Genomic DNA, 19,747 nt, shown 5'->3' on the forward strand with positions numbered 1-19,747 from the left:
GGTGTTGTTCCGGGTGGTTGATCCGGTATCCGGCTGGGCCGTAAGGTTGGCGGAATGCTGTTTTCACAACTCGCGGAAAAGTGTCGGTGATTGATGGTTTTCACTGTAGTGGAAAGGGTACAGGCGTTGCCGGATCAGGGGCGTCCGTCCAGCATTGCTCGTATTCGGGACTGCTGGTTGGGCGGTTGGCATCACCGTGAGCGGGACCGGGTTGTCGCCGAGCGCATCCTCGTCTGTGCGCCGCAGATGCCGTACCTGGTGCGCCAGCAGCGGGCCGCGCAGCAGCGGATGGTGCGTTACCTGGTGGAACACGGCGTGCGCCAGTTTCTCGACCTCGACTCCGGGGTGCCCACCAGGGGGCACGTCCACGAGGTGGTCCAGCCGCTGGCGCCGGACGCGCGGGTGGTCTATGCCGATCCTGATCCGGACGTCGCGAGCGACGGGCGGAGTGTGCTCGAAGGCTTTCGGAACGCCGCCTATCTGCACGCCGACGTACGCCGGCCGGATCAGGTGCTCGAGCATCCCGACCTGCACCGGGTCATCGACCTGGGCCAGCCCGTGGCGATATTGATGATCGACACATTGATGTACGTGCCGGATCAGGACAATCCCGCGGCCCTGATCAAGGCGTACACCGACGCCATGGGCCCGGGGAGCTACCTCGGGGTTTCGCAGTTCGGCCAGTCCCAGGACCTGGTTGACGGACTCGAGCTGTTCAGCCAGATGTACGGCGAGCCGCCGCGGTTTCCGATGCGCGAACCCGGGCAACTGGCGCAGTTCCTGGCCGGGCTCGACGTCGTCGAGCCCGGGATCGTGCCGCTGCCGCTGTGGCGTCCGTCCGCGGGTGACGAGACCGGTCCGCATGCCGAGCGCATCCGGGTGTATGCCGCTCTTGGCCGAAAGCCGTGAGAGGTCAGGGTTTGCGGCCGACCCCCGCCCAGATCACCGCCTCGTTCGGCCGTTCGAACTCGATCACGGGGGATGTCGGGCCGGTCTCCTCGGGGTGCCAGGACGGCGTCCACGCCATGCCGGGTGGCAGCAGGTCGAAATCTCCGAAGAGCTCACGGATCTCGGCGTGCGAGCGCCAGATCACCGGGCTGCTCGAGGTGTCGTACAGCTGCTTGAGCTCGATCAGCTTTTCGGCCACGTCGTCGGGAACGCCCTCGTCGGTGATGTGCGAGACCGCGAGGTAGGAACCGGACGGGAGCAGCTCCCGGTAGCGCGCGATCGCTTGCGGCCCTACGTCGACGCCGTCCGGGCCGGGTTGCTGGACGTGCAGTACCGCGATGACGAGTAGCGCTATCGGTTCGTCGAGGTCGATCACTCCGGTTTCGATGACCCGCTGCCACAACCGGTCCGGGTTGCGCAGGTCGGCATTGATCGCCGCATGCCGCGCCGGGTCGCCGTGCTGCTCCAGCAGCACCTGGGAATGCGCCACCGCGACCGGCTCGTAGTCGATGTACACAACTTTCGAATCCGGGGCGATCTCATCGGCCACCTGATGCGTGTTGCCCATGGTGGGAACGCCGGAGCCGATGTCCACGAACTGGCGGACTCCACGGCGCACGAGATGCCGGACCACCCGGTGCAGGTACAGCCGGTTGGCCATGGCGATCGGCCGGAGCAACGGAAAGCTGGCCAGGACCCGCTCGCCGAACCTGCGATCGATCGCCCAGTTCGCGGTTCCGCCGAGGTACCAGTCATAGACCCGGGCGACGTTGGGGCGCTCGAGGTCAACTCCTTGGGGCGGAAAGGGGTCCTGCACGGACTCAGTCATGTCCTGATCCTTCCACCGGGACGTCACCGGCCATGCGCCTGGTCACACCTCCACCTGCTCCCGGAAGTCCTGGGCGAGCCCTTCCAGGAACTCCGCGGTCTCGTTGCGCTCCAGTGCCGCGCCGCGCAGCCGGTCCCAGGCGTCGACGAACAACTCGAAGTCAGCCTCGTCCTCGATGTAGACACCGCCGGCCGCGTGCTCGATGAAGACGAAGTCCTTGGTGGCGTCGGAGAACCGCATCATGGTGAAGTCGTTGGGCACGAAGGAGAGCCTGGTGTCGAACGGGAGAATGTGGATGAACGCCTTCGGATAGGACTTCTCGAGGTCGAGGAGGTGCTCGACCTGGTCGAGCGCGACCGACGGGTTCGGACCACCCGGCATCCGCCGAAATGCGGCCTCGCCGATGATGAAGCGGTAGTACGGCGGGCGCTTGAGCTGGAAGATCTGCTTGCGCTCCAACCGGTTGCGCACCAGCGAGGTGACGTCGGTCGCCCTGGCCTCACTGAACTGCTTGAGCATGTAGTGCTCGGACTGCAGCGGTCCGGGTATGCGTTCGCCGTGCCAGCTGAGGATCTCCGAGGCCGCGGGCTCGAGGTCGGTGAAGGTTCGGAACCAGTGGGGCACCGCCGAGCGGTACCCCGCCCACTGGCCCCGCTGGCCGCTGACCCGGGCCAGCTCGGTCATCATCTCGGCGTCGGTCCTGGCCACCCCGAAGGCGTCCAGCATCTGCTTGAGGTCGGACAGCTTGACCGAGACCGTTCCCGTCTCGATCTTGTTGATCTTCGCCTGTCCGCAGCCGAGCAGCTCGGCGACATCCTGCTGGGTCAAGCCGGCCGCCACCCTGGCACGACGGATCTCGTTGCCGAGCTGCCTGCGCCGCGACGTCACCGTGCTGGACACGGAGTCTCCGCTCTATCTTCCTGGACCACCAAGCGGATCACTGTAGCGTCGGCGCACTGGGGTCACGGTGGCAAGGCGCGATCACACCGCCCGGACCTGGCCGCGCCCAGGAACGCGTCCCACTCCTCGCCGGCGAAGACGAGCACCGGACCACCGGCCGCCTTGCCGTCCCGGAGCCCGACACGTCCACGGACACCCAGGTTCACCTCGACGCAGTTGCCCCCGTTGGGGCCGCAGAACGTCGCCGCCGCCCACGCGCCACCGGGGAAGACGGTCGCCGGCTCGTAACCTTCCATCCTTGGAACCTCCCCAGATCGAGGCCGCTCCTCGACATCGAGATTAATCGGCATCTAGCATTAATCTCAACGTGGACCGGGGAAGGGGGCGAGCAGTGGCAGTCATGCGTCGCGTGCCGGACACCTTCTCAGCCAGGGATGTTGGCACACCTCGTGGCATCCAGGGGGCACCTGCGGGAGCATGCGGTCCAGACCAGCCGTCAGGTTGGGATTATTCCGATCCGGTAGTAATCCTCGGGCGGCTCAAGCCCGGTCGCGCGCCGGAGTCGCGGCGGTTGGTGCACGTCTTCCTGCTGACCTCCGACGTCCGGCACTGTTCGGCGCTCACCGCACGCTGCGGTGCGACGCTGCCCGTCGACGACACCCAGTGGCTGCCCAGCCTGGCCGGCATGCCGTGCGAGCACTGCATCCTGGACGCGCTCGCGGTCCGTTAGCGCGTGTTTCGAAAGTGCGCTGAGGTCGACAAGTCTTTGGCGAGGGCGGCCGCCTTACGGTGCCAAGGACAGGGTGAGGAACGAGCCCTGTCCGCAGGCATCGTCCACGGACCACCTACGACACACAACCATCCACCCGGCCCGCAACCACCCCGGCAACGTGACCCGAGGCCATCGCCGAAGGCGATCGGCGGCCTTGCCCGAGTTATGAAACACAGCCTAACCGCGCTCGACGAGGTGTCCGATCACGTCCGGGCCCGGGTGGCTGGCGCCCGAACCGTCGCGGCGCGGGTCGGAGGCGGGTAGTTCGACGGCGTTTCCGGTGGCCGACGAGCCGGCCGGGCGCGGGCCGATCCAGGCGAGCACGAGGCCGCGGTCGCCCTTGAGGAACCGTTGCGCGCGAACGCCTCCGGTGGCCCGGCCCTTGGCCGGGTACAGCTCGAACGGGGTCACCTTGACATAGCGCCCGGTGGACGTGACCACCATCGGCTCGCCGTGCTCGTCGTCGTCCGTCCGGACCGCCCCGAAGAACACGACGTGCTCCCCGGCGGCCAGGTTGATGCCGGCCATGCCGCCGCCCTTGAGCCCCTGCGGGCGGACCAGGTTCGCGGCATAGCGGAGCAGCGAGGCGTCGGTCGACACGAACGCGAGGTTCTCGGTGCCGTCGGCGAGCCAGGTCGCGCCGACCACCTCGTCGCCCTCCTTGAGCGTGATCACCTCGAACTCGTCCGAGCGGACCGGCCACTCGGGGGCGCAGACCTTCACCACGCCCTGCCGGGTGCCCAGGGCCAGGCCGGACGAACCCGCCTGCTCGCCGCTCAGCGGGGCGATGCCGATGACCTTCTCCTCGGGGAGCAGGGAAACCAGCTCGCTCGCGGCCATCCCGCCGGAGAGCGAGACGGTGCCGGGCTGGTCGGGGAGGACCGGCAGGGTCAGCACATCGGTCTTGATCGCGCGGCCCCGGTTGGTGACGAGCAGGATCTGCCCTCGGGCGGTGGTGTGCACGACCGCGGCGACGGCGTCGTGCTTGGCCCGGCCGCTGCGGCGGCGGCCCTCGGAGACCTCCTCCGACTCGGCGGCCGTCCGGGCCACCACGCCGGTCGCGGAGAGGATCACCTGGCACGGGTCGTCGGCGACCTCGAGTGGTCCGGCCGGCCTGGAGGCGGCGAGGACCTCCTTGAGCTCGCCGTCGATGAGCGTGGTGCGGCGCTCGGTGGCCAGCTCCTTCGCCACCTGGGTCAGCTCGTTCGAGACCACCCGGCGCAGCACCGCGTCGTCCTCGATGATCGTGGTGAGCTCGGCGATCTCCGCGGTCAGCCGGTCCTGCTCGGTCTCCAGCTCGAGCTTGTCGTACTTCGTCAGCCGGCGCAGCGGGGTGTCGAGGATGTAGGTGGCCTGGATCTCCGAGAGTTTGAACGTTTTCATCAGGCCTTCCTTGGCGGCCTGGGCGTTCTCGCTGGCCCGGATCAGCCGGATCACCTTGTCGATGTCCAGCAGCGCGATCAGCAGGCCCTCGACCAGGTGCAGGCGCTCCTCGCGCTTGCGCTTGCGGTAGCGGGTGCGCCGGAGCACCACGTCGAAACGGTGCCGCAGGAACACCTCGAGCAGTTCCTTGAGCCCCAGGGTTTGCGGCTGCCCGTCGACCAGCACGAGGTTGTTGATGCCGAACGACTGCTCCATCGGGGTCAGCCGGTACAGGTCGGCGAGCAGCGCCTGCGGGTTCACGCCCACCTTGCACTCGATCACCACCCGGATGCCGTTCTCCCGGTCGGTCAGGTCCTTCACGTCGGCGATCCCGGTCAGACGTCTTGACTTCGTCACCTCGTCGGTGATCTTCTCGATGATCTTCTCCGGCCCGACGCCGTACGGCAGCTCGGTCAGCGTGATCGCCTGCCGTCGGCTGCCCTCCAGCGGCCCGATCTCCACCTTCGCCCGCATCCGGACCACCCCGCGCCCGGTCTCGTACGCCTTCCGGACCTCGTCGAGGCCGAGCAGGATCCCGCCGGTCGGCAGATCCGGACCGGGCACGAACTCCATCAGCCTGTCCAGGCTCGCCTCCGGATTCCTGATCAACCACTTCGCCGCGTTGACGATTTCGCCGGCATTGTGTGGGATCATGTTCGTCGCCATGCCCACCGCGATCCCCGACGTCCCGTTCACGAGCAGGTTCGGAAACGCCGCCGGCAGCACCATCGGCTCCTGCAACGACCCGTCATAGTTGGGCCGGAAGTCGACCGTGTCCTCCCCCAACTCCCCCACCAGGAACATCGCCGCCTGCGACATTCTTGACTCGGTGTACCTGCTCGCCGCCGGGCCGTCGTCTGGGCTCCCAAAATTGCCATGTCCGTCGACAAGCGGCACATTCATGGAAAAGTCCTGGGCGAGCCGGACCATGGCGTCGTAAATGGCGACGTCTCCGTGTGGATGGTATTTTCCCATTGTGTCGCCGACGATGCGGGAGCATTTCACGTAGGCGGAGTTGGGGCGGTGGCCCTGCTCGTGCATCGAGTAGAGGATGCGGCGGTGGACCGGTTTGAGGCCGTCGCGGGCGTCCGGGAGGGCGCGGGAGTGGATGACCGAGTATGCGTACTCGAGGTAGGAGTCCTCGATTTCGTGCTTGACCGGCTTGTCGATCACGGTCGCGCCGGCACGGTCGAAGGCGCCCGGATCGATCTTGGTGGACGGAGTTTTGCGGCGTGCCATCAATATGCTCTCTGCTCAGATGTCGATTGCTTCTTGGTCGACCCGGGCGGCCGATTCGACGAGCCAGGCGCGGCGGGGCTCCACCTTCTCGCCCATCAGCAGCTCGAGTGCCTCGTCGGCGGCGTGGGCGTCGTCCATGGTGATCCGGCGCACGGAGCGGGTGGCCGGGTTCATCGTGGTCTCCCACAGCTCGTCGGCGTCCATCTCGCCGAGCCCCTTGAATCGCGGCACCGGTTTGACCACCTGCCGGCCGGCCTTCTCCAGCTGCGCGACCCTCGTCTCCATCTCCCGCTGCGTGAAGGTGAAGAACGTCTCCGCATTGCGCCCCTTGGTCATGACCTTGTGCAGCGGCGGCATCGCGGCGAACAACCGCCCGTCCTCGATCACCGGCCGCATGTACCGGGCGAACAACGTGATCAACAGGGTCCGGATGTGCGAACCGTCCACGTCGGCGTCCGCCATCAGGATCACCCGGCCGTAGCGCATCGCGGACAGCTCGAACGTCCGCCCGCTGCCCGCCCCCAGCACCTGCACGATCGAGGCGATCTCCACGTTCCGCAACGTGTCGGCCAGGCTCGCCTTCTGCACGTTCAGGATCTTCCCCCGCAACGGCAGCAACGCCTGATACTCCGACACCCGCGCCATACGAGCGCTGTTGTGCACGAACACACCGGCTTCGAGCGCGAAGTTGTGATGGTGCTCGACGGTCAGGTCGTACACATCCGCTGTCTCACTCAGCCTTTCCACGGAGGCGACGGTGTGGTTCACACGCTTGGCCGCGTCACGGAGACGGGCGTAATCGCCCTGGTAGTAATCGATCAGACGGCTGAACCGGAGTCCGGTAGGCGATTTGCGCTTTCGATCTGCCTCGTACACGGCGGCCAGCTCAGCATCCGGAGCCGTCAAGAGGGTGGCTAGCCGCTTGAGCGCGGCTACTCGCCGCCCTTCACTCTGCCGAAAGACCCGCTCGTCCCGAGGCACGGACTCCACATACCTGCGGCGCCCCGCCTGAATCTTCGCGAGATGTCCGGTGTCCGGATCGGACATGCGCACCTTCATCCGAACCGAGTGCCGCTCACCGAATTCTGGGTGTTCCCGGTGCCAAGTGCGGACCGCGTCCCTCTGCCGCTCCCGCTCGGCGGGATCAGAGAACTGCTCGTTGGTCACCTTCGAGCGCCAAGCGAGCAGACTCTCGTCCTTCCATTGTGCCCGAGATCGCTTGCTCCACTCAGCGAGTCGGCCAGGCTGGGCGAAGTAAATCCGTACACGTTCGGCAGCATCCGCACGGTGTTCCGGATGCGCCCAGTATGCTGCCTGCTGCTCGCGCATGCGTTCGGCGTACGCTGCCCGCCCGGCGTCGCTCAAAGACGCATACCAGTCCTGGAATCCCTGCTCGATGCGCTCACGAAAAGCGGGATCCTTGTTCAGCTCAGCGAGGCGCGCCAAGCATGCCTCGCGGAACTCAGGGTCCTTCCATTGCGCCGACAACATGGCGGACTTGAACTCCAGCCCGCCGTCCGCCATCCACGCACGATATCCGCTCCAAACATGGTCCCCCATCATCGCCGCATGTAGCGCGGCATGACTCTCCCAGGTCATACGGCGCAGGTTGCGCGGATCATTGTTGCGCTTGTGCACATCGACGTGATGGCGAACGTTACCATTGTCGATGCTGTCCAGACCGTGCCGCAGGTTGTACGCATCGGCCAGATAGTGGGTGTAAACCCACTCCTCACGATCGTTCATCCACACACGCTCGTACCCGTCCAGCTTGTCGCCGGCCTTCTTGGATGACACGCTTCGGTACAGCGGCATCAGCGAGTCGCCCGCTACCAAGGCGTCGGCCCGCCGGTAGGAACCATCACGCATCCTGAACAGATGGTCCGGAGTGCATCGAACGGACTCTCCGCTGTCGAGCGTCAATCGCACCAAAGACGCTGCGCGCTTGGTGCGGCGCGGCTCGACGAGCGGCACCACCACAACTCGTCCGGCCTTGTTGGTCGCATACCCGAAATGAGTGATGCCCTGCTCCCAGTCGGCGGCCAGCTCCGCGAATGACCGGCTCGCCCCCGACACAAGCGCGACCCGTGTGTCCCCCGTAAAGCAGCCCAATGCGGAATCCCCTTCCACGAGAAACAATTCGCTGCGGGAAATTCCGGTGGTGCGGCAGTCGACGAGTTTGGCGGGCATGGCCGCGCCTTCGAGGGCGGTCTTGCGGCGGGCGGCGTCCTTCTGCTGCTTCTGGGCCAGGCGGACGCGGGCGGCGTCGACCACCTTCTGCAGCACCGTCTTCGCCTCGGTCCTGGTGCGGCGGTGCTCGGTCCAGGCCTTGATCTCGCGCTCGACGACGCCCTGCAGGACCTTGGTGATGCCGGCGGTGGACAGCTCGTCCTTGGTCTGCGAGGTGAACTGCGGCTCGGGGACGCGGACGTGGATCACCGCGGTCATCCCCTCGAGGACGTCGTCGAGGGCCGGCGGGTCCTCCTTGGGTTTGAGCAGGCCGCGGGACTTCGAGACGGCCTCCTGCACGGCGCGGACCACGGCCCGGTCGAAGCCCTTGCGGTGGGTGCCGCCGTGCAGGTTGCGGATCGTGTTGGTGAAGCAGTCGACGGTGGTCTCGTAGCCGGTCCCCCAGCGCAGCGCCACCTCGAGCTCGACCCGGCGCTCCACTTTGGACCGCATGACGCCGTTCTCGTCGGCGGCGTTCTCGTGGTAGACGCCGTCACCGGTGACCAGCAGCGTGTCGCAGACCGGGCGGTCGCCGGACGGCGTCAGGAAGTCCACCATGTCGGCGAGGCCGCCCGGGTAGTGGAAGGTCTCCTCGCCGATCGAGCCGTCGGTGGCGTGCCGCAGCACGTAGCTGACGCCGGGCACGAGGAACGCGGTGTTGCGCAGCTTCGTGCGCACCGCGTCCACGTCGAGCCCGGCGCCCGCCTCGAAGTAGCGCGCGTCGTACCAGTACCGGATGGACGTGCCGGTGGACTCGCCGCGCTTCGTCCGGCCGGTCACCTGCAACCCGGACCGCTGGCTGAACCTGGCCGCCGGACCCGGGCCGTCGAACACACCGGGAGCCCCGCCGGCGAACGACATCTGGTGCACCTTGCCGTCCCGCCTCACGGTCACGTCGAACCGCAGCGAGAGCGCGTTCACCGCCGACGCACCGACACCGTGCAGGCCGCCGGAGGTCTTGTACCCGGAGCCGCCGAACTTGCCGCCGGCGTGCAGCCTGGTCAGCACCAACTCGACGCCGGACAAACCGGACTTGGCGTGCACCCCGGTCGGGATGCCCCGCCCGTCGTCGTCCACCTGCACGCTGCCGTCGGCGTGCAGGGTCACCACGACCCTGGTGGCGTGCCCGGCGATCCCCTCGTCGGTCGCGTTGTCCACGATCTCGGCCAGCAGGTGGTTGATGCCCCGGCTGTCGGTGGACCCGATGTACATGCCGGGCCGCTTGCGCACCGCCTCGAGACCCTCGAGATGGGTCAGGTCATCGGCTCCGTACAGGGTCTCCGCCGTCACCGCTGTGTCTCCCTCGTCAGCACCCAGTGAGGGTATCCGCCGACCCTGTCATCGACGCGCAACCAGCGCGAGTTTCGGATCGAGTCATCAACGGGGTGGTTGCCCGCACCTCGTGGGTGTATTCCCTGAAGGCCGCCTTCGGGGCGTTGAGTGTCGATGCCAGGGACTTGAGCCTTGATGTGAGCGTGGGCCTTGGTGCAGTGGTCGGCTGTTTGTGCGTCGGTGATCTGTGCTGACCGTCCGGCCGGTCGTGCGGCTGGCGCAGTGCCGGGCCGGTGCCGAGCAGGACGGGACCGGGCCATGGTCGCTGTTGGGTGGGGCTCTCCCGGAGGGAGTTGTGGATCTTGATCGGGTGGTCGGGGTTGGTGTGGCAGGTGGGGCCGGTGGGGCATCGGCCAGTGCCCTGAACGACGCCTTCAGGACGTTCCATGACAGGAAGGGTCCCTTCAGGACATCAGGCTCCGAGCCGCCGCCAGCCGGCCAACAACCGGTAACTCCCTCCAGCAGAGCCACGCCGGTGCACGGCCGGCAACACCAGCCCGCCAGAACCCGCCAACGCAACGCGAGGGGCAGACGAGCCGTGCGCCGCACAGCCACTCAGGTTTCGCCCCTGATGGTCACTCGGTGCGGTTGAACTCGACGACGGCGACGCCCAGCATGACCAGGCCGATGGCGAGCACGATGGCGGCCTCGAGCAGCGCCGGCACCCGCCAGCCGCCCCACGTGACCCCGGCGTCCAGCGCCCGGCGGGCGACCTCGTTGACGTCGAGATGCTCGAAGACGGCGTGGCGCATCGGGTCGACCGCGTAGGTCAGCGGGTCGATCCGGTTGAGCACGGCCAGCCAGCCCGGCAGCCCGGACACCGGGAAGATCGCGCCGCAGATGAAGAACAGCGGCATGACGAACAGCTGGGTGACCGCCATGAACGCCTGCAGCTGGGTGATCCGCACCGCGATCATGAGCCCGAACGCGGTCAGCGTGAACGCCAGCAGCGCCTGCAGGCCGAGCACCGTGATGATCAGCGTTGGGGTGTAAGGGACTCCGACGAGCCCGGCGATGGCGACGACCAGCACGCCCTGCAGCGCGGCGACCGTGGTGCCGCCGAGGCACTTGCCGATGATGATCGAGGACCGGCGCACCGGCGCGACCAGCATCTCCCGCAGGAAGCCGAACTCCCGGTCCCAGACGATCGAGGCCGCCGAGAAGATCGCGGTGAACAGCACCGACATCGCCAGGATGCCGGGGTACATGAAGGTGCGCAGGTCCACCCCGCCGGTGCTGGCCGAGGTCAGGCTGGACAGGCCGCTGCCCAGGATGAACAGGAACGCGAACGGCTGCACCAGGGACGTGACCAGGCGCATGCGGTCGTCGGCGAACCGGATCAGCTCACGCTGCCACACGATCTTGATCGCGCGCAGTTCGCCGCCCGCGCTTCGCGCCGGAACCCGAACCGCCGCAACGGGTGTACGCACGCTCGTCATCGGTCACCGCCCTCCCCGGATGCGGGCCATCATCGGATTGCCGCGCAGCCGGTCGGTCGCGGTCGCCTCCGCCTCGCGGATCGTGGTGCCGGTGAAGGACAGGAACACGTCGTCCAGCGACGGCCGGGCCACGCTGACCGAGAAGATCGGCCGGCCGAGCTCGGCGAACAACCGGGGGACGAACTGCTCGCCGTTCTCCACCGCGAGCGTGACCTGCCCCTCCACCACGCTCGCGGTCAGGCCGAACCGCTCGGCCACCGCGGCCACGGCGCGCTCGTTGTCGTCGGTGCCGATGCTCACCCGGTCCTTGCCGACGCTGGCCTTGAGCGCGGACGGGGTGTCCAGCGCGATGATCGTGCCCCGGTCGATGATCGCGATCCGGTCGCTGTACTCGGCCTCGTCCATGTAGTGCGTGGTCAGGAAGATCGTGATGTCCTCGGCCTGCTTCAGCTCCTGGATGTAGGTCCAGATGGAGCTGCGGGTCTGCGGATCCAGGCCGACCGTGGGCTCGTCGAGGAACAGCACCCGGGGCGAGTGCAGCAGCCCGCGGGCGATCTCCAGCCGGCGTTTCATGCCGCCGGAGAACGTGGACACCTTGCTGCGCCGCCGGTCCCACAGCCCGACCATCTCCAGGACCTGGCGCAGCCGGTCGTCGAGCACGTCCCGGGGCACGCCGTAGAGTTCGGCGTGCAGCCGGAGGTTCCGCTCGGCGGTCAGGTAGCCGTCCAGCGTGGTGTCCTGGAACACCAGCCCGATGTTGCGCCGGACGTCGTCGCGCTGGCGGACCACGTCGTAGCCGGCCACGCTCGCCTGCCCCGCGGTCGGGCGGATCAGCGTGCACAGCATGTTGATCGTGGTGGACTTGCCGGCGCCGTTGGGACCGAGGAAGCCGAAGATCTCGCCCGACGCCACGGTCAGATCGATCCCCCGGACCGCCTCCACCGCGCCGTAGGTCTTGACCAGCCCCTCGACCTCGATCGCTACCGCCTCGGTCATGCGACCAGACTACGATCCGGCCGAAGAGGTGTCGCACAGTTTCGGCGATGGGACGGACTGTGACCGAGGAACTGCCGAGCGTGGCCAGGGTTTACGACTATTACCTCGGCGGTACGGCACACCGCGCGGTCGACCGGGAGTTCGGCGACAGGGTGCTGGCCGCATTTCCGCTGGTGCGTTCCATCGCGGTGGCGAACCGGATTTTTCTGCACCGCGCCGTCCGCTGGCTGGCCCGGCACGGCGTACGGCAGTTCGTCGACATCGGCTCCGGTCTGCCCACCATGGACAGCACGCACGCGGTCGCCGACGAGGTCGTTCCCGGTGCCACCACCGTCGTTTACGTCGACAATGATGCCGAGGTTGTCAACCATTCCCGGGCGATTATCGAGACCGGCGGCGAACCCGTTCGGCACGCGGCGATAAACGGAGATCTCCGCGATCCCGACCGGTTGTGGCGCACCATTGCCAACACTGGTCTCATCAATACCGCGCGGCCCGTCGGCCTGCTCGTCATCGCCGTGCTGCACCTGCGGCAGCTCGATGCCAACGGCGTCGACATCGGGCCCCAGGCTATTGCCCGGTTCCGTGAACTGTTACCCAGCGGTTCGTATCTTGCCCTTTCGCACGCCACCAAGGACGGCGTGCCCGAGCACGTCAGGGCCGGGCTCGCCGGCACCGGTCAGGCCTACCGGGCCCACCGCAGCCCGGCGACCTGGCGGACCCGGGCCGAGATCGCCGGCCTCTTCGGCGACTTCGCGCTCGTCGAACCGGGTCTCACCTGGACACCGTGGTGGCACCCGGAAGAGACCGGACCGGGCGCACCGGAGATCACCTTCGGCACGCCCGCCGAGTCGGCCGTGCTGGCCGGTCTGGGCCGCAAGTCGTGACACGATGGAACCCACGCACGGTTGACCGCTCAAGCCGGATTGTCCGCCATTTGGACCAGTGACCCCCGACTCTGGTTTGGCACCTCGCACTGTGGCAAGCTGTTGATCTACACGGATGAACGGTTTAGGTCGAATGGGGCTATCGATCGAGACAGCGAGCAGCGGGCCGGGCCTCGGCGGGCTCAATGTCGCCCGAATGAACGACTACTGGCTCGGGGGTCGGGATCACAGCGAGATGCACCGCGAATTCGCCGACCGGGTCGCGATCGCCGCACCGTATCTTCCCTACCTGGTCCGTGCCCAGCGGGCGCTGCTGCAACGGATGGTGCGCCATCTGATGGACCAGGGATTGCGGCAGTTCCTGGATCTCGGTTCTGGCCTGCCCACCGCCGGGCATGTGCACGAGATCGCCCAGGAGCGGGATCCCGCGGCGCGTGTGGTATACGTCGACTTCGATTCCAGCATCGTGGACGACGGCCGTCGACTGCTGACCGGAAACGACAACGCGGCGCTGCTGGAAACCGACATTCGGCAGCCGCGCACGGTGCTGGACATCCTGCGGGAGCGGCGCCTGCTCGATCTCCGCGAGCCGGTGGCGGTGCTGGCGATCGCCGTCCTGCAGCACATCCCGGACTCCGACGATCCGGCCGGCGTGATCGCGGCATACCTGGACGCGATGTGTCCGGGCAGCTACCTCGCGCTCTCCCACTATGGGCCCGACGAGCACCTGACGAAGGGCATCACGAGGTTCAGCCAGCTCAACTTCGGCCAGGTGCCCGCCGTGACCTTCCGGGACCGCACCTCGGTGGCCCTCTTCTTCGCCGGGCTCGAGCTGGTCGAACCCGGCATCGTCCCGATCATCAAGTGGCGTCCGGATCCCGACGACGATCCGGGCATCAACCCGGAGCAGCACCCGATCTTCGCCGGCGTCGGCCGCAAACCGTGAGTCAGCTGGCGACCAGCGGGGTGACCGCCAGCGCCACCGTGCCGATCGTCGCCGGCGGCGTCATCCGCCGCAGGATGCGTGCCTTGCGCACCCGGGCCGGATGGCGCAGCAGACTGACGGCGTTGCCGAGAAACGTCGCCTGCGCAGCCGTCAGCGGCAGCGCCCACCCGGGACCGTAGCGCCACCACAGCCCCCAGCCGGTCAGTACCAGGCCGGCGGCGAAGAGGGCGGCGCTGCGCGCCAGGGCGCCGGCCGCGCCGTACCGCACCGAGGGTGTCCGCATGCCGGTCGCGGCGTCGGCGGCGAGGTCGGGGACGGACCACACCGTCATCCGCCCGGCGGCCAGCAGCCACAGGCCCGCCACGACCGGCCAGGTCGTCACGTCGACATCGGGCCGGACCGCCCAGTACGACAGCAGAAACGGCAGCACGAGCGTCGCGGCGCAGAACGCGGCCACGCCGGTGAGCCCGCGGCGCTTCAACCGCACCGGTTCGGCGTTGTACAGCACCTGGATCGCGATGGTCGCCACCGCGGCCGCGGCAATCAGCGGGCGGCCCGACCACACCGAGACCAGCCCGGCCAGGAGCGCCGCAAAGGCCAGCTCCGCCGCGGCCCACCGGAGGATGCGGTCCCGGCCGAACCTCCGCACCGCGCTGGTGAGCCGGCCGCGCTCGGGGTGCCGCTCATCGGTGCGGACGTCGGCCACGGTGTTGAGCGCCTGCGGTGCCACGACCAGCGGCAGGTTCGCCACGATCGCCGCGAGCACGGTGACGTTGCGGAATGACCCGACACCGCCGGCCGCGAAGCAGGCGCCCAGGCTCGCGTAGCACACGTAGTTGACCGGAAGCGGAAACTCCAGGCGATGGATGAGCGCGACGTCCCGCCAGGTGGCCAGGTGGCGTTTCGAGGTCATGACCTTTGACCGGGTCTCGCTCGGTCGCACTCACTCCACAGTGGACACTGCGGTGTCGCCGAGGTTCCGCACCACCGGCACCCCGACGCGGCACGTCGAAACACGGCCTAGTCCCGGCACGAGAGCACGCGCAGCCGCACCCCGGCTGGCGCCAGGACCTGGCCGCGCAACCGCGGGACACCGGCGTTCGGGTTGGCGCAGCGCCAGATCCGGCGGCGCAGCACCGCCGCGGTGATCATCCGGATCTCCGTCTGGGCGAGCTGGCTGCCGAGGCAGTACCGGGTTCCGCCGCCGAACGGGAAGTAGTGCTGCGGCGGCGGCCGGTTGCCGAGGAACCGGTACGGGTCGAACCGGTGCGGGCTGGGAAACACGTCCGGATGGTGATGTGCGAGGTAGATCGCCGGGGTGACCATGGCGCCCGCGGGCAGGGTTCGGCCGGGCGCCTCGCCGTCCTCGGTCAGCACGCGGTGCTCGGCCGACATGGCCGGCGGGGTCAGCCGCAGCATTTCCAGGACGGTGGCCTGCAGCAGCGGGACCTGGCCCGCGTCCGCGCCGTCGGCGCCGCCGGCCTCGAGCTCGGCCAGCACCTCCCGCTGAACCGGCAGGTTGCGATCCAGCCAGTACAGGGTCCAGGCCGCCCCGGCGGCGGTGGTCTCGTGCCCGGCGAAGATCATCGAGACGACCGCGTCCCGCACCTCCGCGTCGTCGATCGCGCCGAGCGGCTCCTCGCCGGACAGCATGCGGGCCGCGAGCGTGGGCGGACGCAGGTCGGTGTGTGCCTTGGCGGTCCGCATCAGCTCCTGCTCCAGCTCGGCCCCGGGCCTGGGCAGACCGCCCAGCAGGTAGCGATACGCGAGCGTGCGGTACCTGGCGCCGAACGCCTTGTCGATCCAGGCGGTGACCGCGCCGAGCAGCTCCTCGTCGAACCGGCCGAGCACGATCCGGGCGATGACCCGCAGCGTGATGGCCCGGGTCCAGGCCATCAGCCCGACCTCGGCACCCGGTCTGAGCCCGTCGACGGCGGCACGCACGGTCGAGGCGATGACGTCGTGCTGGTCGGCGAGCCTTCGCCCGCGCAGCGGTGTGCCGAGCACCTGGCGGTAGGCGACGTGCCGGGGCCCCTCCGCCCACAGCGGGGACCGGGCGCCGAACATCGGGATGAGGCTGCGGCCGCCCGGATGGCGCATCGCCCCGTCCGACCGGAAGATCCAGTCGACCATGTCCGGGTGCCACACCAGCAGCTTCGGCGCCGGGCGGCGGTGCAGTTCCAGGACCCGGGCCGGAGAGTCCACAGTAGACTCGAGGAACGGCAGCGGGCGTACCGCGAGGCGAAGTTCCGGCCAGCTCATCACGACTCCTTTCCGGCGGGGCGGCACTCGGCCGGCGCGAGGTGCGGGCTGCTCGCGGCGAGGCGCAGCGCCGCGAGCCCCTCGGCGCGCACGATCCGGGTCGGGGTGTAGAGATCCTTGTCGTGCCACAGCGCGGGATACGGCGGGCCGCCGGCGCGCCGCAGCCGCGCGCACCCCCGCGCGACCGCCCGGCCGGTCACCTCGCCGCTATGGGCCGTCCGCACCCGGGACAGCACCTGCACCGCGTAGGCGGTCTCCTCGTAGGTGCCGGCCCAGCGCCCCCACGAGCCGTCCGGGCGCTGGGTGTCGAGCAGCCAGTCCACCGCCCGGGAAAGCGGGCCGGCGGCCAGACCGCCGCCGTACCCGGCCAGCGCCAGGGCGGCGCAAGCCGTTGCGTAGTAAGGAGAAGCGTGCCACTTGTCGGACCAGCCGCCGTCGGCCTGCTGACGTTCGCACAGCCAGCCGGTGATCCGCGCCATGGCATCCAGGTAGCGGGACCGGCCCGGCTGGTCGAACCGCAGGCAGTCACCGAAGGACTGCAGCACATGGGCGTTGGTACTGGTCGACGGGGTGCGCTCGTCGGGGAAGCAGGCGAAGTGCCCGCCGGCTGCCTGGTAGTGCCACAGCACCTCCGGCGAGCGCGGGCTGCCCAGCCGGGCGAGCGCGCTCAGGGCCGTGGCGGTGTCGTCGGCGTCCGGCGGCAGGCCGGGTCCGCCGGCCACCCCGTACTCGCCGAACGCGGCGTGGACGCTGCGCACCAGGCCGCGGTTCGGGCGCGGCACCAGGCCCGCCCCGGCGAGCGTGCACAGCACCCAGACCCGTTCGAAGACCGCGAGGGGAGCGGCCACCGGCACCGGACCGGCCCAGCGGCGCTGCACCGCCTCCAGGTAGCGGACCAGCGGGTGGCGCCTGGCCCGCACCATGCCGTCGCCCAACCACACCGCGGTGGCCGCGGGCGAGCAGCCCACGTTGCCGCGCACCGGGTCGATCAACCGCGCTCCCCGCGCCACGTCGCCGTAGACCTCCAGCGAGTGCAGCAGCTTCGTCGGCACCGGACGGCCCTGGCCCACCGCCGCGCGCAGGCCGGCGAAGAGCCGCTCGTTCCCCCCGGGGTGCTGGGTCAGCCGGCGCCCCCGCCATTCCTCCAGCCCGGCCGGCGGGTTCGGGTCCAACTGGGAATTGATCTCGGCGATCAGGCCGGGCACCACGATCTCCACCGCGACCGTGTCCGGCAGCGCCGCCGGCTCACCGGCGTTCAATCTTCGGAACAACGCCCGCAATCCGCGGTCGACCGAGCCGGTCAACTCGTCGCGCCGGATGCTTCGTGTGGACAGGTTCGGAACAACGGACAGCAAGGCCCCGGTGGCGCTCAGCGCCGGCACCAGACCATATCCGTTCTCCCCGCCCCAACCGCCGTCCGGCCGCTGTTCATTGAGCAGAAAACGCACTCGCCGTGCGTGTCCGCGCAACGACGGCGCGTACCGAACTAACCGTCCGGTTTCGTAAACTGACGGAGAGAAATCACCTTGAAGATCAGGAGGCATTTCTGCCACCAGTGCGGCGGTGGATTGCGACCAACTGGGGCGCGCGTCGATGCGGTACACAGCCAGAACTTCCCCTCGAAAGCGGCTGACATGTTGACGCATCAAGGTAGCATTCTGCCCATCTGAATACACCGTAAACTCAAGAATGATCTCCGGGACCGGGCGGCGTGGCCAGCGATCGCGGGGTGTCACGGTGCGGCTGGGCCGTGAGGTGGTCATGATCGCTGTTTGGGGACGGAAGTGCTTGAAAATCAAGCACTTCCGTCCCCAAACGTTGATCAGCCGAGACCATTCCGGACCGGGCGGTGGCGACCACTGTGGACGCCAGCCTCAACCTGCTGCTGCCGGTGGCGCCGGCAGTTACGTCCTCGACCATCAGCCTTGAACCGCACCGGCCAGATTGGCAGCGGCCTCGCCGAGGAGGCGGCCGTTCAGCTTGATGGACAGGCCGCGCGGGGTGAGCCGGCTCAGGGCGCGGAGCCGGCGGTCCGGCACGACGGTGGGGCGGCCGGCGTTCAGGGCGTGCACGGTCTGCCGGACGGCGGTGGCGACCGGGAGGGGCTTGATCGGCAGGCGGGTCCGGTCCAGGCCGAACTTCTCGATGATCGGGGTGTCGACGTTGCCCGGGAGCATCACGGTGACCTTCACCCCGGCCGGTTTCAGTTCGTGGTGCAGGGCCTCGCCGAGGTTGCGGACGTAGGATTTCGCGGCGCTCTCGTGGGCCATGTTGGGCAGCCCGTGGATCGCGCCGAGGGCGGAGACCAGGACCATGGCGCCGCCGCCGCGCGCGGCGAACCGGCGGCCGAAGGCGTGGGCCAGCTCGAAGTGCGTGGTGGTGTTGAGGGTCAGCCGGCGATGCAGGTCGGGTATGTCCTGGTCGAGGAACCGGCCGGGGCGCCCGCCACCGGCGTTGGAGACCAGCAGGCCCACGTCCAGATCCGCCGATGCGGCAAGGAGATCCGCCGCGCCGCCGGGGTCGCTGAGGTCGACGGTGACGACCCGGTGCTCGACGCCGTGGGCGCGGCTGAGCTCCCGGCCCAGGTCCGCCAGCACGCTGGTGGACCGCGCGGCCAGGACGACGTTCAGCCCTTGCGCGGCGCAGTGCCCGGCGAACGCCCGGCCGATGCCGGAGGAGGCGCCGGTGATGACGGCCCAGGGCCCGTAAGCGGTGAGGTCGGCCACGAATGCTCCTTAGTTAGTTGACTGACTAAATCTGAGGTTAGCAGCCGCGGCGGCGGGCAGGCTAGAGTCTGAGTGAGATGGCTGACTCACCCGCCGGCAAGCGTGAACGGCTCGTCGCCAGTGCGGCTGAACTGCTGCACCGCAAGGGCGTCGGGGCGACCACGCTCGCCGACATCGCGCACGCCGCCGACGTCCCGGTCGGGAACGTCTACTACTACTTCCGGACGAAGGACGACCTGGTCCGCGCCGTGATCGACGCGCAGGACGGTCAGGTCGAGGCCATGCTCGCCGCGTGCGAGGCCGCTCCCCTGCCGGCGGACCGGCTCAAGGCGCTGGTGCGGCGCTGGGGGCAGATGCGTGACGTCGTCGCCCGGTACGGCTGCCCGTTCGGCACGCTCGCCGCCGAGCTCGACCGGCGCGACGACGGCCTCGACCTCGAGGCGGCCCGGCCGATCCGGCGCATCCTGGACTGGGCCGAGATCCAGATCCGCGCGCTGGGCCGGCGCAACGCCCGGCAACTCGCCACCACCCTGTTCGCCGGCGTGCAGGGCGGCGCGCTGCTGGCCAGCGCCCTGCGCGACCCCAACCTCATGTCCGGCCAGGTGCGGCAGCTCGAGCGGTGGATCGACACCCTCGCCGCGGTGCGATGAAGGGTCCCTTCAGGACACCCAGTGTCCTGAAGGGTCCCTTCATGGCACCACTGCAGCACTAGCCCGGGCGGCGGCAGGCGGACAGGTAGGCCACGCTCGCCACGATGAACGGCACCAGGTAGTTGATCGCGATGCGCACCCAGGTGACGCCGGTCGCGTGCCCGCCGATG

16 protein-coding genes are annotated in these 19,747 nt (G+C 68.9%); 5 read left to right on the top strand and 11 right to left on the bottom strand.

Annotated features, from left to right (window positions below):
- Positions 1 to 93: 93 nt before the first annotated feature.
- Complete coding sequence (locus VGR06_RS07215; protein WP_327558180.1) at positions 94 to 909, top strand: SAM-dependent methyltransferase; 816 nt, start codon at positions 94 to 96, stop codon at positions 907 to 909.
- 4 nt (positions 910 to 913) lie between these two features.
- Here the strand turns inward: VGR06_RS07215 and VGR06_RS07220 are convergent, their stop codons facing one another.
- The 3 genes from VGR06_RS07220 to VGR06_RS07230 all read right to left on the bottom strand — a co-directional run bounded on the left by VGR06_RS07220 (position 914) and on the right by VGR06_RS07230 (position 2,973).
- Positions 914 to 1,777 carry an SAM-dependent methyltransferase gene (locus VGR06_RS07220; RefSeq protein WP_327558181.1) on the bottom strand — a complete coding sequence of 288 codons (864 nt, stop codon included), beginning with the start codon at positions 1,775 to 1,777 and terminating at the stop codon, positions 914 to 916.
- A 42-nt stretch (positions 1,778 to 1,819) separates the two neighbouring features.
- Complete coding sequence (locus tag VGR06_RS07225; protein ID WP_327558182.1) at positions 1,820 to 2,677, bottom strand: helix-turn-helix transcriptional regulator; 858 nt, start codon at positions 2,675 to 2,677, stop codon at positions 1,820 to 1,822.
- Between the two features lie 62 nt (positions 2,678 to 2,739).
- Positions 2,740 to 2,973 (bottom strand): DUF397 domain-containing protein, encoded by a 234-nt coding sequence (locus VGR06_RS07230; RefSeq protein ID WP_327558183.1) that lies wholly within the window; start codon positions 2,971 to 2,973, stop codon positions 2,740 to 2,742.
- Between the two features lie 275 nt (positions 2,974 to 3,248).
- Between VGR06_RS07230 and VGR06_RS07235 the strand changes: the two genes are divergently transcribed.
- Positions 3,249 to 3,407, top strand: a complete 159-nt coding sequence (locus tag VGR06_RS07235; protein WP_327558184.1) for a hypothetical protein — start codon at positions 3,249 to 3,251, stop codon at positions 3,405 to 3,407.
- Positions 3,408 to 3,626: 219 nt separating this feature from the next.
- On the opposite strand, the gene VGR06_RS07240 is transcribed toward VGR06_RS07235, so the two are convergent.
- The 4 genes from VGR06_RS07240 to VGR06_RS07255 all read right to left on the bottom strand — a co-directional run bounded on the left by VGR06_RS07240 (position 3,627) and on the right by VGR06_RS07255 (position 12,106).
- Positions 3,627 to 6,110, bottom strand: a complete 2,484-nt coding sequence (locus VGR06_RS07240; RefSeq protein ID WP_327558185.1) for a DNA topoisomerase (ATP-hydrolyzing) — start codon at positions 6,108 to 6,110, stop codon at positions 3,627 to 3,629.
- A 15-nt stretch (positions 6,111 to 6,125) separates the two neighbouring features.
- Entirely contained in the window at positions 6,126 to 9,629 is a 3,504-nt protein-coding gene (locus tag VGR06_RS07245; protein WP_327558186.1) for an ATP-binding protein, read from the bottom strand.
- A 617-nt stretch (positions 9,630 to 10,246) separates the two neighbouring features.
- Entirely contained in the window at positions 10,247 to 11,110 is an 864-nt protein-coding gene (locus VGR06_RS07250; protein ID WP_327558187.1) for an ABC transporter permease, read from the bottom strand.
- 3 nt (positions 11,111 to 11,113) lie between these two features.
- Positions 11,114 to 12,106: an ATP-binding cassette domain-containing protein gene (locus VGR06_RS07255; protein WP_327558188.1), complete on the bottom strand. Its 993-nt coding sequence runs from the start codon at positions 12,104 to 12,106 to the stop codon at positions 11,114 to 11,116.
- 47 nt (positions 12,107 to 12,153) lie between these two features.
- Between VGR06_RS07255 and VGR06_RS07260 the strand changes: the two genes are divergently transcribed.
- Positions 12,154 to 12,993: an SAM-dependent methyltransferase gene (locus VGR06_RS07260; RefSeq protein WP_327558189.1), complete on the top strand. Its 840-nt coding sequence runs from the start codon at positions 12,154 to 12,156 to the stop codon at positions 12,991 to 12,993.
- A gap of 196 nt (positions 12,994 to 13,189) precedes the next feature.
- Positions 13,190 to 13,939 (top strand): SAM-dependent methyltransferase, encoded by a 750-nt coding sequence (locus tag VGR06_RS07265; protein ID WP_327558190.1) that lies wholly within the window; start codon positions 13,190 to 13,192, stop codon positions 13,937 to 13,939.
- Between the two features lies 1 nt (position 13,940).
- On the opposite strand, the gene VGR06_RS07270 is transcribed toward VGR06_RS07265, so the two are convergent.
- The 4 genes from VGR06_RS07270 to VGR06_RS07285 all read right to left on the bottom strand — a co-directional run bounded on the left by VGR06_RS07270 (position 13,941) and on the right by VGR06_RS07285 (position 18,927).
- On the bottom strand, positions 13,941 to 14,852 hold the full coding sequence (locus VGR06_RS07270; protein WP_327558191.1) for a UbiA family prenyltransferase: 912 nt from the start codon (positions 14,850 to 14,852) through the stop codon (positions 13,941 to 13,943).
- 107 nt (positions 14,853 to 14,959) lie between these two features.
- Positions 14,960 to 16,201: a cytochrome P450 gene (locus VGR06_RS07275; RefSeq protein WP_327558192.1), complete on the bottom strand. Its 1,242-nt coding sequence runs from the start codon at positions 16,199 to 16,201 to the stop codon at positions 14,960 to 14,962.
- Positions 16,201 to 17,649, bottom strand: a complete 1,449-nt coding sequence (locus VGR06_RS07280) for a prenyltransferase/squalene oxidase repeat-containing protein (protein ID WP_327558193.1) — start codon at positions 17,647 to 17,649, stop codon at positions 16,201 to 16,203. Before VGR06_RS07280 ends, VGR06_RS07275 begins: the two co-directional genes overlap by 1 nt.
- 471 nt (positions 17,650 to 18,120) lie before the next feature.
- Complete coding sequence (locus tag VGR06_RS07285; RefSeq protein WP_327558194.1) at positions 18,121 to 18,927, bottom strand: SDR family NAD(P)-dependent oxidoreductase; 807 nt, start codon at positions 18,925 to 18,927, stop codon at positions 18,121 to 18,123.
- A gap of 77 nt (positions 18,928 to 19,004) precedes the next feature.
- On the opposite strand from VGR06_RS07285, the gene VGR06_RS07290 reads away from it, so the two are divergent.
- On the top strand, positions 19,005 to 19,577 hold the full coding sequence (locus VGR06_RS07290) for a helix-turn-helix domain-containing protein (protein ID WP_327558195.1): 573 nt from the start codon (positions 19,005 to 19,007) through the stop codon (positions 19,575 to 19,577).
- Positions 19,578 to 19,747 lie beyond the last annotated feature (170 nt).

The sequence above is a fragment of the Actinophytocola sp. genome, from assembly GCF_036002505.1.
Taxonomy (GTDB): Bacteria; Actinomycetota; Actinomycetes; order Mycobacteriales; family Pseudonocardiaceae; genus DASYTH01.